Origin of the sequence: Allobosea sp. LjRoot90 (genome assembly GCF_964254315.1) — a bacterium.
GTDB lineage: Bacteria > Pseudomonadota > Alphaproteobacteria > Rhizobiales > Beijerinckiaceae > Allobosea.
Window position 1 is genome coordinate 79,858 of record NZ_CAXUTF020000002.1, and the last position, 15,547, is coordinate 95,404.

Annotated in this window: 16 protein-coding genes; 5 read left to right on the forward strand and 11 right to left on the reverse strand. The window is 65.6% G+C overall.

Features of this window, described 5'->3' with window-relative positions; genetic code table 11:
• The first annotated feature begins 208 nt into the window (after positions 1 to 208).
• Positions 209 to 484, forward strand: a complete 276-nt coding sequence (locus ACSQ3M_RS07120; RefSeq protein ID WP_436149383.1) for a hypothetical protein — start codon at positions 209 to 211, stop codon at positions 482 to 484.
• Between the two features lie 268 nt (positions 485 to 752).
• On the opposite strand, the gene ACSQ3M_RS07125 is transcribed toward ACSQ3M_RS07120, so the two are convergent.
• Both ACSQ3M_RS07125 and ACSQ3M_RS07130 read right to left on the reverse strand, forming a co-directional pair.
• Positions 753 to 1,034, reverse strand: coding sequence for a hypothetical protein (locus ACSQ3M_RS07125; protein WP_436149384.1), 282 nt, complete (start codon positions 1,032 to 1,034; stop codon positions 753 to 755).
• A 218-nt stretch (positions 1,035 to 1,252) separates the two neighbouring features.
• Complete coding sequence (locus ACSQ3M_RS07130) at positions 1,253 to 2,221, reverse strand: MBL fold metallo-hydrolase (RefSeq protein WP_436149385.1); 969 nt, start codon at positions 2,219 to 2,221, stop codon at positions 1,253 to 1,255.
• A gap of 130 nt (positions 2,222 to 2,351) precedes the next feature.
• Here ACSQ3M_RS07130 and ACSQ3M_RS07135 point away from each other — a divergent pair, with 130 nt between their 5' ends.
• A complete protein-coding gene (locus tag ACSQ3M_RS07135; RefSeq protein WP_436149386.1) occupies positions 2,352 to 3,284 on the forward strand; it encodes a LysR family transcriptional regulator in 933 nt (310 codons plus the stop codon).
• A gap of 109 nt (positions 3,285 to 3,393) precedes the next feature.
• Here ACSQ3M_RS07135 and ACSQ3M_RS07140 read toward each other — a convergent pair whose 3' ends face one another.
• Complete coding sequence (locus ACSQ3M_RS07140) at positions 3,394 to 4,425, reverse strand: MipA/OmpV family protein (RefSeq protein ID WP_436149387.1); 1,032 nt, start codon at positions 4,423 to 4,425, stop codon at positions 3,394 to 3,396.
• A gap of 339 nt (positions 4,426 to 4,764) precedes the next feature.
• On the opposite strand from ACSQ3M_RS07140, the gene pstS reads away from it, so the two are divergent.
• The 3 genes from pstS to ACSQ3M_RS07155 all read left to right on the forward strand — a co-directional run bounded on the left by pstS (position 4,765) and on the right by ACSQ3M_RS07155 (position 7,146).
• Positions 4,765 to 5,808, forward strand: coding sequence for a phosphate ABC transporter substrate-binding protein PstS (gene pstS / locus ACSQ3M_RS07145; protein WP_436149388.1), 1,044 nt, complete (start codon positions 4,765 to 4,767; stop codon positions 5,806 to 5,808).
• Positions 5,809 to 5,981: 173 nt separating this feature from the next.
• The gene (locus tag ACSQ3M_RS07150; RefSeq protein WP_436149389.1) at positions 5,982 to 6,302 is read left to right on the forward strand and encodes a hypothetical protein; all 321 of its coding nucleotides are present in this window, start codon (positions 5,982 to 5,984) and stop codon (positions 6,300 to 6,302) included.
• A gap of 223 nt (positions 6,303 to 6,525) precedes the next feature.
• Positions 6,526 to 7,146 (forward strand): hypothetical protein, encoded by a 621-nt coding sequence (locus ACSQ3M_RS07155; RefSeq protein WP_436149390.1) that lies wholly within the window; start codon positions 6,526 to 6,528, stop codon positions 7,144 to 7,146.
• 134 nt (positions 7,147 to 7,280) lie between these two features.
• On the opposite strand, the gene ACSQ3M_RS07160 is transcribed toward ACSQ3M_RS07155, so the two are convergent.
• The 8 genes from ACSQ3M_RS07160 to ppdK form a co-directional block, all read right to left on the reverse strand.
• Positions 7,281 to 7,550: a hypothetical protein gene (locus ACSQ3M_RS07160; RefSeq protein ID WP_436149391.1), complete on the reverse strand. Its 270-nt coding sequence runs from the start codon at positions 7,548 to 7,550 to the stop codon at positions 7,281 to 7,283.
• A 4-nt stretch (positions 7,551 to 7,554) separates the two neighbouring features.
• Complete coding sequence (gene infA / locus ACSQ3M_RS07165; RefSeq protein ID WP_057187732.1) at positions 7,555 to 7,824, reverse strand: translation initiation factor IF-1; 270 nt, start codon at positions 7,822 to 7,824, stop codon at positions 7,555 to 7,557.
• Positions 7,825 to 7,896: 72 nt separating this feature from the next.
• On the reverse strand, positions 7,897 to 9,375 hold the full coding sequence (locus ACSQ3M_RS07170; RefSeq protein ID WP_436149392.1) for a DEAD/DEAH box helicase: 1,479 nt from the start codon (positions 9,373 to 9,375) through the stop codon (positions 7,897 to 7,899).
• Between the two features lie 235 nt (positions 9,376 to 9,610).
• Positions 9,611 to 9,820 carry a cold-shock protein gene (locus ACSQ3M_RS07175; protein ID WP_110488019.1) on the reverse strand — a complete coding sequence of 70 codons (210 nt, stop codon included), beginning with the start codon at positions 9,818 to 9,820 and terminating at the stop codon, positions 9,611 to 9,613.
• Between the two features lie 222 nt (positions 9,821 to 10,042).
• Complete coding sequence (locus ACSQ3M_RS07180) at positions 10,043 to 10,984, reverse strand: endonuclease/exonuclease/phosphatase family protein (protein WP_436149393.1); 942 nt, start codon at positions 10,982 to 10,984, stop codon at positions 10,043 to 10,045.
• Complete coding sequence (locus ACSQ3M_RS07185; RefSeq protein WP_436149394.1) at positions 10,968 to 11,672, reverse strand: HAD family hydrolase; 705 nt, start codon at positions 11,670 to 11,672, stop codon at positions 10,968 to 10,970. Before ACSQ3M_RS07185 ends, ACSQ3M_RS07180 begins: the two co-directional genes overlap by 17 nt.
• Positions 11,673 to 11,676: 4 nt before the next feature.
• Positions 11,677 to 12,444 carry an alpha/beta fold hydrolase gene (locus tag ACSQ3M_RS07190; protein WP_436149395.1) on the reverse strand — a complete coding sequence of 256 codons (768 nt, stop codon included), beginning with the start codon at positions 12,442 to 12,444 and terminating at the stop codon, positions 11,677 to 11,679.
• 166 nt (positions 12,445 to 12,610) lie between these two features.
• On the reverse strand, positions 12,611 to 15,295 hold the full coding sequence (gene ppdK / locus ACSQ3M_RS07195) for a pyruvate, phosphate dikinase (protein WP_436149396.1): 2,685 nt from the start codon (positions 15,293 to 15,295) through the stop codon (positions 12,611 to 12,613).
• Between the last annotated feature and the right edge of the window lie 252 nt (positions 15,296 to 15,547).

Below are 15,547 nucleotides of genomic sequence, written 5' to 3' on the forward strand. Positions count from 1 at the left end.
TAAACTGCGCCGCTCGCGAAAAGCCGTCAAGCCATATTTCGACAATTGTCGAAATATTCGGCGGCCTGCGCCTTGCGAACGCTGCTTCCGCGCTCGTACCAGTGATCCGCCCCCCACCGAGAGGTCCGATTTAATTGTTGGTGGATGGTGGTTCGGGCGGCTAGCGGGGGCGTGTCGCGGCTTGCGCGCGGGCGACATTGTCCGCGCTATGACCGCCGACTTCATCGACGTTGCGCTGACCTTCGATCCGGAAACTCGCACAGCTGACGCCGAGCTGGGTAAGGACGGCGATCTGCTGCTCGACGAGACGCCGCGCACCCCCATGCTGATCAAAGCAGATGCACTAAAATTGTCCAGGCTCTCGCCCCCCACACAGCCCGAAGCGTTTCTCGCCCTGACGGCCACAAGGTGCATGGCGATCTGCTGTGCTGGAGCGCCCTCATGGACCACGACAGAATTCGACAGGCTCAGGACTTGCGTGTGAAAGCGTTCAAGTGCCGCCGTTGGGCCGACACGGCCTGCGATCATGAGGCCGCAGCCCGCCTGATGGCCATGGCGAGCGCGTACGAGGCGCAAGCGGAAGCCCTCGAACAGGACGTTGCTCCGCCCTGCCGGGCACAGCAGGGACGATAGGCGCGAGCTTACGCCAGGCTTCAGCCGATCCGGAGGTACCGTCGCCGGTTGCGTTGGCAGGGTTCGGCCATGGCAAGGCTGCTTTGAGGCTGCGTTGTTCGAACGCCAACTCCAGGCGGCTATTCGCCGTAGAGCGCCGAGTGCCGCGCTGCTGCGAGGCGGTCGACCTTGTCCTTCCCGATCGTTTCGGGATCGTAGAGCCAGCAGATATCCTCGCCCTCGTTCGTCATCCGGCCCTGGGCGAGCTCGGCGCCGGCATAACCTGCCTCGCGCAGGTCACGCCTGAGCCTGCGCATGTCCCATCTGATCGCGGCATAGCCGAAGGCGTCATTGTCGAGGACGAACCCGTCTTCCTTGATCCGGAGAAGGGCGTTCGAGATGTCTTGCGATGAATATGTCATGGCCTGTTCTGGGCGTTGATGGCGCTCCTCTAGCTCACGGGCGATTTGCCGACCGATACGGATTTAGCTCGCATTTTAACGGTTCGCCGATTTTTGTGCCTGAGGCAGGCCTGCGCCGGAGCCGGGATCGCGCTGCGGCCCGGCACCACATGAGAGCACGAGGCCGGACCGATCCCGGCCTCGTCGATCATCTTGGGGTGACGCCCTGTCGCTCGCCCCTAATCCTGGAAGGCCCAGGCGGCCGGCAGCCAGCGATATTGGCCCTGATCGGCGACGACGCGGCCGAGCCCCGGGAAAGGCATATGGGTCGCGGCGATCAGCGAACCTTCCGCAGCCGCGCGCTGGAAGAAGCGGGTGCGCATCGCCTGCGCCGCCGGGCGGTCCTGCTCGAACAGGAAGTTCACGTCCAGCCCCGCCGGGTGGACCACCGGGAAGAGCATGTCGCCGGCCATGACCAGGCTCTGGCCGGCATCGGCGATGCGCACGCCGATATGGCCGGGGGTGTGGCCGGCGAGGTCGACGATCGAGACGCCGGGGACGATCTCGCGCTGGCCGTCGATGGCCTGCAGCTTCGGATAGAGGCGCGCCACTTCGCCGGCGAGCTTGATGCCGTTCTGGAGATAGGAAGGCGAGGCCGAGCGGGTCGCCGGATTGGTCCAGTGCGCGAGCTCGCGCCGGTCGACATAGATCTCGGCCCTGGAGAAATTGGCCTGCTCGCCGGCGACGAGGCCCCCGATATGGTCCTGGTGCATGTGAGTGACGATCACGGCATCGACCTTGCCGCGATCGAGGCCGAGCGCGCCTAGTCCCGCCGGCAGCCGTCCCGACTGGCCGATCGTGCCACCTGGCCCGGCATCGATCAGGATGCGACTGCGGCCATCCTCGATCAGGTACTGGTTGAACATCAGCCGCACGCCCCCGGTCCGCGCCGAGAACTGGGCCTTCGCCGCCGCTTCGACCTCGGCGGCGGAACGGCCGGGGAAGTATTCGTAGGGCATATCGACATAGCCGTCGGTCAGCGCAGTCACCTTGAAGCGGCCGACCCTGATCTGCGCCAACGGCACCGGCGCCGCCGGGCGCTCGTCCCCCGCAGGCGCCTGCGCCGAGGTAACGGAGGGCAGGCCGGCACCGGCCGCGGCCAGGGCCGGAACGGCCAACGAAAATCCCCTGCGTGAAAGACCTGTCATCGTGAACTCCTGGGCTCGTCGTGAGCGCGAAGCGCCAAAAGCAGCGCCTCGATGGGGTCGACATAGTCCTCCCGGTCGATGGATAGTATTGACTGTTCGTAGAGCTATCCTCTCGAATAATGGGAGCATCATGGATCGTCTGGACGCCATGGCGGTACTACTCGCGGTCGTGAAGGCTGGGAGCCTGTCGGGAGCCGCCCGAAAACTACGCATGCCGCTCGCAACGATCAGCCGCAGGATCGCCGATCTCGAAATCCATCTGCGGGCGAAGCTGATGGTGCGCACGCGACGCGGAACCGAATTGACTGAGGCGGGCCAGGTCTATTTCGAGGCCAGCAGGCGCATCCTCGAGCAGGTTGAAGAGGCCGAGCGCATCGCAGCGGGAGAGTACAGCGCGCCCCGCGGCGAACTACGCGTCACCGCCCCCACGCTGTTCGGCCAGCGTTACGTCCTGCCGATCGCGCTCGGATTCCTCGAGCAGAGCCCGGAGATCGCGCTCAAGCTCCATCTGGAAGACAGGCAGGTCAATCTGAGCGACGAGCATATCGATGTCGCGGTGCGGATCGGCCATCTCGATGCCGGCGGGCTCATCGCGACGAAGGTCGGAGATGTGCGCCGAGTGATTTGCGCCAGCCCGGCCTACCTGGCTCGGCGCGGCAGGCCGCGGACACCCGAGGATCTCGAGGATCACGACGGCATCTCGTTCCGCGGCTTCTCGGTCACGCCGGAATGGCGCTATCGCGGTGACAATCCGGCCCTCGGCGAGGAGCCGAGGGCACGGCTTTCGGTGAATTCAACCATCGCGGCCATCGACGCAGCCCTGGCCGGATTCGGCCTTGTGCGAGTTCTCTCCTATCAGGTGGACGAGCACCTCCGGGAGGGCAGGCTCGAAGCGGTGCTGGAGGCGTTTGCACCGGCGCCTCTGCCGGTCAGCCTCGCTCATGCGGAGGGAGGCCTGCGCAGCCTGAAGGTTCGCGCCTTCCTCGACTGGGTAGCACCGCGATTGCGCTCGCGATTGGCGGCCCGCAGCGCGAGCCGGCCGCTGACATCGACCGATCCATGATAGCGCGACCGGCGGGCCAGCGCCGAACCCGGCGTTTCCCACCGTATTTGGTCTCGCCGCACGCCCTCGACGCCACGCTCCTCAAGCTCCGCCGCCCCATCAGCCGGTTTTACAAACCAAACTGGTAGGTCAGTCCGAGGCCTGCCTTGAACTGGTCCTTCGAGCCGCCGGGGCCCGTCACCAGCGGCGACTTGGCGGCGTCGCCGACAAGCCGGGTATAGCTGCCGAAAGCAGTCGCGGAGAGGTTATCCGTGATGCGGTAGCGGGCGCTGCCTCCGACGCCGACTTCGCCGACACCGCCTTTCGGCTTGTAGGACCGATAGCCGGATGCGAGCGCCTGGTTGACCGTGATCCCATAGGCGGATTCCGCGTATTCCTTGTCGAAGAAGCTGACGCGCGGCCCGACGGACAGATGCAGCCGATTGTCGAGCAGCGGCATCCGCACGTCGGCGCTCCAGTCGATGCGCGTGCCGAGGTTGCCCTTGGTCTTCTCCAGAAATCCCAAGGCATTGACCTTGTTCTTGTCGTCGCCGAACGAAACGATGCCTTTGCTGAGGGTGATCTGCGTGGAGAAGAACCGCCCGTAGTCGTATTTGACGAAGGCACCTGCAGCGAGAGCAGGATCGATGTCGCCGAGGCCGGTCAGATAGCGCCTGCTGTCCTTCTCCTCACGCCCGGACCGGAGATTCACGAATGCTCCCGCCGTGAAGCCGCTCGCCGAGAAGAGGTTTACACCGATGCCCTTGTCGAAGGAGGCAAAGGCGATGTCCTTGTATTTGATCGAGACATAGGGAAGCGCAGAGAATTTGGAGTCCTTGGCGCCGAAGAATTTTGGCGAGAACAGGCCGAAGGCGCCGAGCTCGACCGTCCAGTCAGGCTTTTTCACCGCGGCGTCCGGGATGGCCTGAGCGGCAGGCCTGGCAAGCTCCGCAGCGGAGGCGGCCGACATCGGAAACACGATGGCGAAACTTGCCATCCGAACCCGGCCGCCAAACCGCTGCCGCCTCGGCCTGGCGCTGGCGGCGAATCCGGCCGGCATTTGATCGGGCACCTCGATCGGGGAGGCATGAACCGGGAGAAACCCCCGCCTGTTTTCGCGGGATGCTAGAGCTATTGTTTCCGGCCGGCCGCAGTAAAGCATTCCAAAGCTCCGATCGATCGCATTTCAGCTTGAGGCGAAGCCATGCAGCCGCGACTGCGTGCAAATGCAGACGCTCCGCCCAGTTCATCTGCGCACTGTAAAGATCGTTGATTGCGCCAGGATTGCCACGGCTGGCTACTGCGGATGATCAGGCGTCGATCAAGTGAGCCGGCCACCGCAGACGCCCAGCAGGCATGACCGATGGTGAGGCCCCGCCGGCCCGCGCCGGCGGGGCCTTTCGTTTTGCCGGCAGAAGCCGTCATCGCAGCGTCACCGCCCCGCCCTAGCGTCAACCCGTTCACAATGGCCTCCACAGGGCCCGAGACGGTGAGAGACGCTATGAAGCTCCTGGCCAGGCTGGCTGTCGCCGGCGCCCTTCTCGCCTCGTCCGTGGCGCCTGCCTACGCCGAGCCCATCACCGGCGCCGGTTCGAGCTTCGCCTTCCCGGTCATCGGCAAATGGGCGCAGAGCTATCGCATCGCCAAGTCAGATGGCGCCGAGATGACCCCGCTCGACATCGGCGTCGATTACGAGCCGATCGGCTCGCTCGGCGGCGAGGTCCGCGTCACGCAGCGCGCCGCCGATTTCGGCGCCTCCGACCGGCCGCTCTCCTCCGAGGAATTGCAGCGCTCGGCCCTGATCCAGTTCCCGATCGTCATGGGCGGCATCGTGCCGGTTGTGAACATCGACGGCGTCGGGCCTGGCCAGATCAGGTTCACCGGCGCCCTCCTCGCCGAGATCTATCTCGGCAAGATCAAGCTCTGGTCCGACCCGGCGATCAAGGCGGCCAATCCCGATCTGAAGCTGCCCGAGGCCCCGATCAGCGTGATCTATCGCGCCGACGGCTCGGGCACGAGCTTCAACTGGACCGACTATCTCGCCAAGGCGAGCCCGGAATGGCGCGAGAAGATCGGCGTCAACACGCAGGTTGCCTGGCCCGTCGGCGCCGGCGCCGAGCGTAGCCAGGGCATGACGGACGCGGTGAAGCGGACGAAGAATGCCATTGGCTATGTCGAGTTCGGCCAGGTCCTGCGCGCCGGCCTCGCCTACGCCCAGGTGCAGAACAAGGCCGGCGCCTTCGTGAAGCCGGATCCGGCGAGCTTCACTGCGGCGGCCGCCAGCGCCGAATGGGCCAAGGCCAAGGATTTTTCGCTGATGCTGACCGACGCGCCCGGCGCCGATGCCTACCCGATCGTCGCCACGACCTTCGCGCTGGTGCCCAAGCCGCGGACGCGCCGTACGCAGGAGGTGCTCGACTTCTTCCGGCTCTCCTTCGAGAGCGGCGCGGCCGATGCCACAGCGCTCGGCTACGTGCCGCTGCCCGGGACACTGGTCAAGCAGGTCAAGGATTACTGGGCCGCCAGCATGAAGGCTGGCAGCTGACCTAGCGCGGCCCGCCAGCCGATTCTGCCCTTCGCGCTGCCTTGTCGCCTCTCGTTTCGCAACCGATCAAGGCGCCGCGTTCCACGCTCAGACCCTGTTCATCGATCGGCCCTTATCCTGCTCTCCAATGATCCGTACCCGGCCACGGCCGTGGGGAGACCAGGAGAAAAGGCATGATCCGGACCCTTGCCATCGCAGCCCTTATCGGCACCGCCATCTCGTCCGTGTCGAGCGCGAACGCCCAGTACTACGATCCCTATTATCGGCCGGCGCCGCGCTACGATTACGACAGGCCGCCGCCACCCTATGGCTACGACCGCCCGCGCTATCGCGATGACGGTCCGCGCTATGGCTATGATAGGCCCCAGCGCCGCCGCTTCGGAGATGTCTGCCTGACCTCGCGCGGCTCTTGCGCAGCCGAGCCCGCGCCGAGAAACTCGTCCTGCGGCTGCTATATCGAGGGCTTCGGCATGAAGCGGGGCGCGATCGAGTGAGGCAAGCTTCGGCGGAGCCGCTCGGCCGCGCTTCCGACCAGTTCGGTGTCGCCCAGTACTGGTTTCACCGAGCGTTCCAGCTGCGGGATGGGCCGCCCGCAGCCGACCCAGACTGGTTAATTTTACCTTGTTTCGCAGTTAACCTTGTCTTCATAGATCATATCAGGCTTTCTCTCCCCAACGACGCAGCGGCATCGCGGCGCAATGCAGGGTTGAGTCAGCTATGACGTTCAAGCTTCTTTCGCTTTCGGCGCTCGCCACCACGGCCCTCGTCGGCCTTGCCGCCCCGGCCATGGCGGGCGGCTGCGGCGGCTCCTCCTGCTACAGCGCGCCGGTCAGCAATTGCGGTGGCGGCTCCTGCTACAAGCTGGTCTCGAAGCCGCCGGTCTACGGCGCGGTCGACGAAAGCTATGTCGTGCGCCCCGAGCGCACCTATTCCCGGGTCATTCCCGCCGAATATGACACCGTCAACGAGCAGGTGGTGCTGCAGCCCGAGAGGCGCATCGCCCGCCACATCCCGGCCCAGTACCGGACTGTCTCCGAGAAGGTCCTGATCTCGCCGGCGACCAAGCGCTGGGAAGTCAGCCGTGACGCTTACGGCCAGACCACCGGCTGCTGGGTGTATGTCCCTGCGCAGTACGGCTATCAGCAGCGTACCGTCGAAGTGGCCCCGGCCTCAATGGATTACGACGTCGTTCCCGCCGTCTATGGCGAGCGCAGCCGGCGCGTGATGATCAGCGCGACCCGGGTGGTGCACGAGACCGTGCCCGCGGAATACGCGACCCGTCAGCGCCAGGTCATGGTCAGCCCCGGCTCGCAATACTGGGCCCGGTCCGGCTACTGAGTTTTTCGAGTTTTTCTACGTAGTACCTGTCACCACGTAACAAACACCTCACGCCCCGGCTTCGGCCGGGGCTTTTTTGTCTGCGGGTGCGAATGGAGCTTCGCTTCGCTGCGACCGAGAATGACGGTGCTCGTTCAGGCGAGCCCGCCGGTCAGCAGGATCAGCACACCGATGCCGAGCGCGAAGGCGAGGATGCGGGCGGGCATGGAGAAAAGCGTGCCCGGCGCCTGCTTGGTGACGAAGCCGGCGACGACCTCGACCAGTGCCAGCGCCAGCAGCACATAGACGAAGGGCGGGAAGCTGCCGCCCTTGGCGATCCAGCCATTGTTGACGGCCAGCGAGGCGAACGCGCCGAGCCCGATGCCGGCAGCAACGAAGATTTGCTCGGGCCGGCTGAAGCGCACGGCGTCAGCGCCGGCGGAAGTTCTGCGGGCGAGGCGGCATCGGGCCGGGGCTCGCGGTCTTCTGACGGAAATTGATGCGGCCGCGATCGAGATCGTAGGGCGACATCTCGACGACGACGCGGTCGCCGGCGATGGTGCGGATGCGGTTCTTCTTCATCTTGCCGGCCGCATAGGCCAGGATGACGTGATCATTGTCGAGCTTCACCCGATAATTGCCGTCGGGAAGCACTTCGACCACGGTGCCGTCGAATTCGAGCAGTTCTTCTTTCGCCATTCGCTGATCCTTCGTCTTGTCTGCGGCAGGAGGGCCAAGCCATATCGGCTCGGCCCTTGGCTCTAGCGCGTATCAGTTCGGGCGCCGCCGACCGCCGCCGGTGCGTCGTTGTTCCGTTCTTTGCTGCAAGAACGCGACGCCGCCAAGCCCTTCCTTGCCGGAAACCGCGTCTTTCCGCGCTCCACCGGCCTCATGGCGCGGAGCGGGACGCTCCTGGCGCGGCTGCTCCTGACGGGCCTGATGCGGTCGCGACTGCTCGCGACGCGGCTCCTGACGCTCACCGCCCTGCTCCGGACGCTGGCCGTTGCGGCCCTGCCCGCCCCTGCCGCCGTCGCGGCGCTGGCCGTTCTGCGCTTGCGGCCGGCCCTGGCCCTGGCTGCGACCGCGGTTCTGCGGCGGCTTCTTCGGGGTGCGGCCGTCCCAATGCGGCACTTCGCCGATCGGGGTGAGCGCAATCGTAGTCAGCTTCTCGATCGCGGCGAGATCGCCACGCTCTTCCGGCGTGCAGAAGGCGATGGCCACGCCCGACGCTCCGGCACGCGCGGTGCGGCCGATACGGTGGACATAGGTCTCGGCCACGTTCGGCAGGTCGAAATTGACGACATGGCTGATGCCGTCGACATCGATGCCGCGCGCAGCGATATCGGTCGCAACCAGGATGCGCAGCTCGCCGTCACGGAAAGAACCAAGCGCGCGCTCGCGCTGGCCCTGGCTCTTGTTGCCATGGATCGCGGCGGACGCGATACCGGCCAGCTCGAGCTGGCGCACGACCTTGTCGGCGCCATGCTTGGTGCGGGTGAAGACGATGGCGCGCTCCATCTCGGGAACGCTCAAGGTCTTCGCCAGCAGCGCCGGCTTCTGGCCGGCCTCGGTGAAGATGACGCGCTGGTCGACCTTCTCGGCAGTTGTCGCGACGGGCGCAACCGCAACCTCGACCGGATCGGTCAGATAGGCGGAGGCAATCTCGCGGATCGCCTTCGGCATCGTCGCCGAGAACAGCAGCGTCTGGCGCTTCGCAGGGATCAATGTAGCGATCTTGCGCAAAGCGTGGATGAAGCCGAGGTCGAGCATCTGGTCGGCTTCGTCGAGCACCAGGAACTCGATCTCACGCAGCGAGACGGCGCGCTGGTCGACGAGGTCGAGCAGGCGGCCGGGGGTCGCGACGAGGATGTCGATGTGCTGGCCGAGCGCGCGGATCTGCTTGCCGACCGGCACGCCACCGAAGATCACCGTCGACTTCAGCGGGGTGAATTGAGCGTAGGTGCGGATGCTCGCCTCGATCTGGGCTGCGAGCTCGCGCGTCGGCGACAGGATGAGGGCACGCACGGAACGCGGCTGCATGCGCCGCGGCTGGTTCATCAGCCGATGCAGCATGGGCAGCGTGAAGGCAGCCGTCTTGCCGGTGCCGGTCTGAGCGGCGCCGAGCAGGTCACGACCGTCGCGAATGGAAGGGATCGCCTGCGCCTGGATCGGCGTTGGCGTCTCGTAACCTTCGGCGGCGAGCGCTTTGAGAAGCGGCTCGGCCAGGCCGAGGTCGGTGAACTTTGTCAAATCAGGTCTTTCTGAGCCGGATGACAGGGGCGCACGTGGTGAACGGAAGCGCCTCGGCATGCCATCTCGGTCTACGCATGGTCTCTTTCCGCCCGGCGAACCGCTAGCCACTACGCCGGGGGATATGGTGTAACGGGCATGGCACGCCCCATCGTCCGGCCATTACGGCCGAGGACAGGCGTGCCAGCCCGATCTTGGAACGGACGGACCGTAACAGTCCGCCCGGATCGTATCGTCAGGCGACGGCGAGATTGCCGGCGGAGGACTTGCCGGTCTTGCGATCGGCGATCAGCTCGTACGAGACGACCTGGCCCTCGCGCAGCTCGCGCAGGCCGGCACGCTCGACGGCGGAGATGTGGACGAAAATGTCCTGACCGCCGTTCTCAGGGGTGATGAAGCCATAGCCCTTGGTGGCGTTGAACCACTTGACGGTGCCCTTGTTCATAACGGGACTAATCCTTGCACTTCAGATCCGCGTATTCGTGAAACCCAGGACCGGACGCGCGGACGCCTTGCCATGGTCTTGTAGCGACGTGTGGTGGATCTGAAGTGGCCCGCCGGCTGGAATACCCGCGCGGAGGATTGGCCAGAACCGGCCGCATCTCGTCTTACATCGGTCGACCTACCACAAATTGCAAGGCTGGTCCAGTTTGCGCCGGCCGTGCCTTCAGTCGAGCGCGATATCGAACGTCACCGGGTAATGGTCCGAGCCGTAACTGCCGGCGCCATAGCGCACATTGACCGCCCTGACCTCAGGGCTGGCCAGCAGATTATCGAGCAAGACGACAGGCACGAAACGGTCTGCGGGCCATGATGCGCCCAATGTCGCGTGGCGGCGCAAATTCGCCCGGAATGCCAGAGTGTTGAGCTTGAGCGAAAAGGGGGTGAGGTTAAAGTCGCCAACCAGGATCTGGGTATCGCTTGCCTGCCGCAAGCGCTCGGCGAGCCAATCGATCTGATCAACCTGCATCGCCGGTTGAAACGGATAGGCGAGATGCAGGCCGGTGATCACATAGGGCTTGCCCGCGCCGGCAAAGCGCGCCCAGACGAGCGGCGGAGCCAGGCGCGTACGATCGACGAATCCGGCGTCGAGCCAGCCGAGCTTCGACAGCAGGACGAGACCACAGTTCCGCCGGGCACAAGAAACCACGTGCGGATATTTGTCCCTGAGCTGTGGGATGATCTCCTGTTCCAGCCGGCTGCCGATTTCCTGAAGCACGACGACATCCGCATCGGTCTCGCGCAGGAAGCCGACCACCGCCTGCGGCTCGCGGTTGCCAATCCAGAGATTGAACGTCGTCACACGCAGGGTGGGCCGAGCGGCCGACGAGGCCTGGGCCATGAGCGGCAGCGACGCCAGCAGGAGGTTCGCGATCAGGACGGAAGCGCTGATACGAAGAAGCACACGACCACCCGCCCACCAGGCCGCAGCAACCACCAGGCTCGAACCGGCCAACAGCAGCCAGCGGAAGTGATTGATGAGCTCCAGATAGGGGAACACCCCGGCCAGGAGGCCAATCAAAGTGACGAGCGCGGTGGCCGCGGCGGCAACCCCGATCAGGTATCGCGCGACGCGACGGAGGCGAGTGGCCTCAGGACTCGATGTCATGCAGCACCGACGTCAATCCGCCGAGGTCAGCCAGCTTGCGGTAACGCGCATGGCCGGTCGGTTCATCGGCATGCTCCAGTGCCCAGGTCAGATCGTGCGGCACATGGACGGCCCAGGCGCCGGCGGCCAGCGCCGGGACGATGTCTGATTTCAGCGAGTTGCCGACCATCAGCGCCCGCTCCGGCCCATCGCCATGGCGCGCGAACAGCTTCTCATAGGTCGCGGCACTCTTGTCGCTGACGATCTCGATCGCGTCGAAGAAATCACCGAGCCCTGATTGTGCCAGCTTGCGCTCCTGGTCGAAGAGGTCGCCCTTAGTGATCAGCACCAGCCGGTAGCGGCCGGCGAGCGCCGCGAGCGTGTCCTGCGCATGCGGCAGGGTTTCGACCGGATGGGTCAGCATCTCGCGGCCGGCGGCGAGAATCTCGCCAATGACCGACTGCGGGACCTGACCACGCGTGACCTCGAGCGCAGTCTCGATCATCGAGAGCGTGAAGCCCTTGATGCCGAACCCGTAGAAGGCGAGGTTGCGCTTCTCCGCCTCGAGCAGCTTGCCGGAGATCTCGGCCGCTTCGCCATGCTCGCCAAGCAGAGCGACGAAACGGTCCTCCGTCAGCCGGAAGAACTGCTCGTTCTGCCAGAGCGTGTCGTCCGCGTCGAAGCCGATGGTGGTAAGGGTGCGTGGCATCGGCTCAGGTCGGCAATCCGGCGATGAAACTTTCAAGCTCGGCGTTGAATAGGGCCGGATGCTCGAAATAGACGGAGTGACCGGCATCCGGCACGCAGACGAAATGCCCCTGCGACGTCTCCGCCGCAACGGCCTCTAGCCCGCAGGCTGGCACGACCAGATCATCAGCACCGGCCAGAAACAGCACCGGGCATTTCAACTTCGCAAGCTCAGCCGGCGAGCGATGGCGCGCCCGCTCGAGACGCTGGCGCAGCGCACCCTTGTCGAGCCCTGCATTCAGCCGATCGATCGCCTTATAGAGCTCGTGCCGGGCCGGTTCGCGCGCCGCGAACGCGGCGCCGCAGGCAGGATGGATATCGGCGGCGATCCAGTGCGGAATCGCCTTGTCGGCTCGCGCCTGCCAGTTCGCAAGCTCGCCCGAAACGTCGCGCGCCGCCTTGCGAAAATCGAGCATCCCGGTCGTGCAGGCCATCATCAGCCCCTGCACTGCATCGGGGTTGGAGAGCGCATGTCGCAGGCAGCTCCAACCGCCCATCGACTGCGCGACGAGAACCGGCCGATCCACCTCAAGATGCGCGATCAACGCCGCCAAATCGTCAGCATAATCCTCTGGATCAGGACCGCCCACGATGGAATCAGACGGCGCAAACCCACGGTGAGAGAAGGTGATGCACCGATGCGTCCGGCCGAAATGCGCCACCTGCTGCCACCAGGAGAGATGGTTTCCGCCGAGTCCATGCGCAAAGACGATCGGCGGGCCGGAGCCGGTCACCTCGTAATAGAGCCTGCCGAAGGGGCGTGCGAGATGACCGGGCGTCGTTTTCATCGTGAAAGGCTAGTACAGCTCTTTGGGCCCCGCCAATGCCGAAACATCACGCTCAAACGCTGCGAGGCGCAGGCCTCGAAGCGTCCAGTGAGAGTGTCGCCAGTCGGGTCTTTCAGGCGTCCTTCGCCTTGATCGCTCCCAGCGCCGCCTGCGCGGCGGCAAGCCGTGCGATCGGCACGCGGAAGGGCGAGCAGGAGACGTAATCGAGGCCGATGCTCTCGCAGAAGCCGATCGAGGCCGGGTCGCCGCCATGCTCGCCGCAGATGCCGAGCTTGATATCGGGGCGCGCCTTGCGGCCGCGCTCGGCGGCGAGCCTGACCAGCTCGCCGACGCCGTCCTGATCGATCGTCACGAACGGATCGGATTCCAGCAGGCCACGCGCCGTATAGGTACCGAGGAAGGAGCTGGCATCGTCGCGGCTGATGCCGAGGGTGGTCTGCGTCAGATCGTTGGTGCCGAAGGAGAAGAACTCGGCGCTCTTGGCGATCTCCTCCGCCCGCAGCGCAGCGCGCGGCAATTCGATCATGGTGCCGACCTGATAGGTGAACTCGGCACCGCTCTCCTGCTTCACCGCAGCCGCCATCGCGTCGATCCGGCCCTTGACCAGGTCGAGCTCGGGCGCCCCCATGACGAGCGGCACCATCACCTCGGGAATGACCGGATGCCCGGTCTCCTTGGCTGCGATCACCGCCGCCTCGAAGATGGCCCTGGCCTGCATCTCGGCGATCTCGGGATAGGCGACGGCGAGGCGCACGCCGCGGAAGCCGAGCATCGGGTTGAACTCGTGGAGTTCTGCGGCGCGGCGCTTCAGCTTTTCGGCGGTCGTGCCCATCGCCGAGGCAACCTCGGCGATCTCGTCATCGGTGTGCGGCAGGAACTCGTGCAGCGGCGGATCGAGCAGGCGGATCGTCACCGGCAAGCCCTGCATGATGGCGAAGAGCTCGACGAAGTCCTGGCGCTGCATCGGCAGGAGCTTGGCGAGCGCGGCGCGCCGACCCTTCTCGTCCTCGGCCAGGATCATCTCACGCACGGCCAGGATGCGGCCGGCGTCGAAGAACATGTGCTCGGTGCGGCAAAGCCCAATGCCTTCGGCGCCGAACTCGCGCGCCGCCTTGGCGTCACGCGGGGTCTCGGCATTGGCGCGGACCTTGAGGCGCCGCACCTTGTCGGCCCAGCCCATCAGCGTCCTGAAGTCGCCGGAGAGCTCCGGCTGCTGCATCTTGACCTCACCGAGCAGCACCTGGCCGCTGCTACCGTCAACGGTGATGAAATCGCCAGCCTTCAGCGTGGTCGACCCGACGGTCATCGTGCCCTTGGCATAGTCGACGCGAATCTGGCCGGCCCCGGAGACGCAGGGCTTGCCCATGCCGCGCGCCACGACCGCCGCATGCGAGGTCATGCCACCGCGCGTTGTCAGGATGCCTTCGGCGGCGTGCATGCCGTGAATATCCTCGGGCGAGGTCTCGACGCGCACGAGGATGACCTTCTTGCCGCCCTTCTTGGCAGCCTCGGCCGCCTCGGAGGTGAAGACGATCACGCCGGCGGCGGCGCCGGGCGACGCCGGCAGGCCGGCGGTCAGCACACGGCGTTCGGCCTTGGTGTCGATGGTCGGATGCAGCAGCTGGTCGAGCGCGCCGGGCTCGACGCGGCCAACCGCTTCCTGCTCGCTGATCAGGCCCTCGCGAGCGAGCTCGACCGCGATCCTGAGCGCCGCCTTGGCGGTGCGCTTGCCGGAACGGGTCTGCAGCATCCAGAGCTTGCCCTCCTGGATGGTGAACTCCATGTCCTGCATGTCGCGGTAGTGCTTCTCGAGGATGCCGTAGATGCGGCAGAGCTCGGCATAGGCCTCCGGCATCGCCTTCTCCATCGAAGGCTTGTCGGATTTGGCGGCGGCCTTGGCCACCTCGGTGATGTCCTGCGGCGTGCGGATGCCGGCAACGACGTCCTCACCCTGGGCGTTGATCAAGAACTCGCCATAGAGCGCGTTCTCGCCAGTCGAGGGATTGCGGGTGAAGGCGACGCCGGTCGCGGAGGTCTCGCCCATATTGCCGAACACCATCGACTGGACGTTCACCGCCGTGCCCCAGGACGCCGGGATGCTGTTGAGCTCGCGGTATTTGATGGCGCGGGCATTCATCCAGGAGGAGAACACGGCGCCGACCGCGCCCCAGAGCTGCTCTTGCGGATCCTGCGGGAAGTCGGAGCCGAGCTCCTTCTTCACGATCTCCTTGTACTTGCCGACCAGCACCTTCCAGTCATCGGCCGAGAGGTCGGTATCGAGATTGAGGCCTTTGCGCTCCTTGTAGTCCTCAAGCGCCTCCTCGAAATGGCCGTGGTCGATGTCGAGCACGACGTTCGAGTACATGGTGATGAAGCGGCGATAGCTGTCGAAAGCGAAGCGGGCATCGCCCGAGGCCTTGGCGACGGCTTCGACGGTGACGTCGTTGAGGCCGAGATTGAGGACGGTGTCCATCATGCCCGGCATCGAGGCGCGCGCGCCGGAGCGGACAGAGACGAGCAGCGGATTGGCCGGATCGCCGAAGGTCTTACTGGTCAGCTTGGCCATGCCGGCGAGCGCCGCCTTGGTCTCAGCGTCGAGCGCAGCCGGGAATTTCTTGCCGTTGTCGTAGTACCAGGTGCAGACCTCGGTGGTGATGGTGAAGCCCGGAGGCACCGGAAGCCCGAGATTGCTCATCTCGGCCAGGTTCGCGCCCTTGCCGCCGAGCAGGTTCTTCATGCCCGCCTCGCCTTCGGCCTTGCCGTCGCCGAAGGTGTAGACCCACTTCTCGCCTGCCATAGCCTGCCTTTCCCAACGTTGGTGACCGGCAATGAACGCCGGCGCGCCCGCATGGTTCGCATCTGCGGTGCCCGCTTGCTGCAGCGCACCGATGCGGCGTGGTCATGCCGAAAAGCGCATGAACAATCAATGAGCATGCGCAGTGCCAACTCGCTGCCCGGCAATCACAGACCGCGCAGCGACAGGCGGCGCAATATGGCCAAGGCCGACGCTGCGCGATAGGGTGCCGCCCCCGCCTTGAGGAGCGGCGGC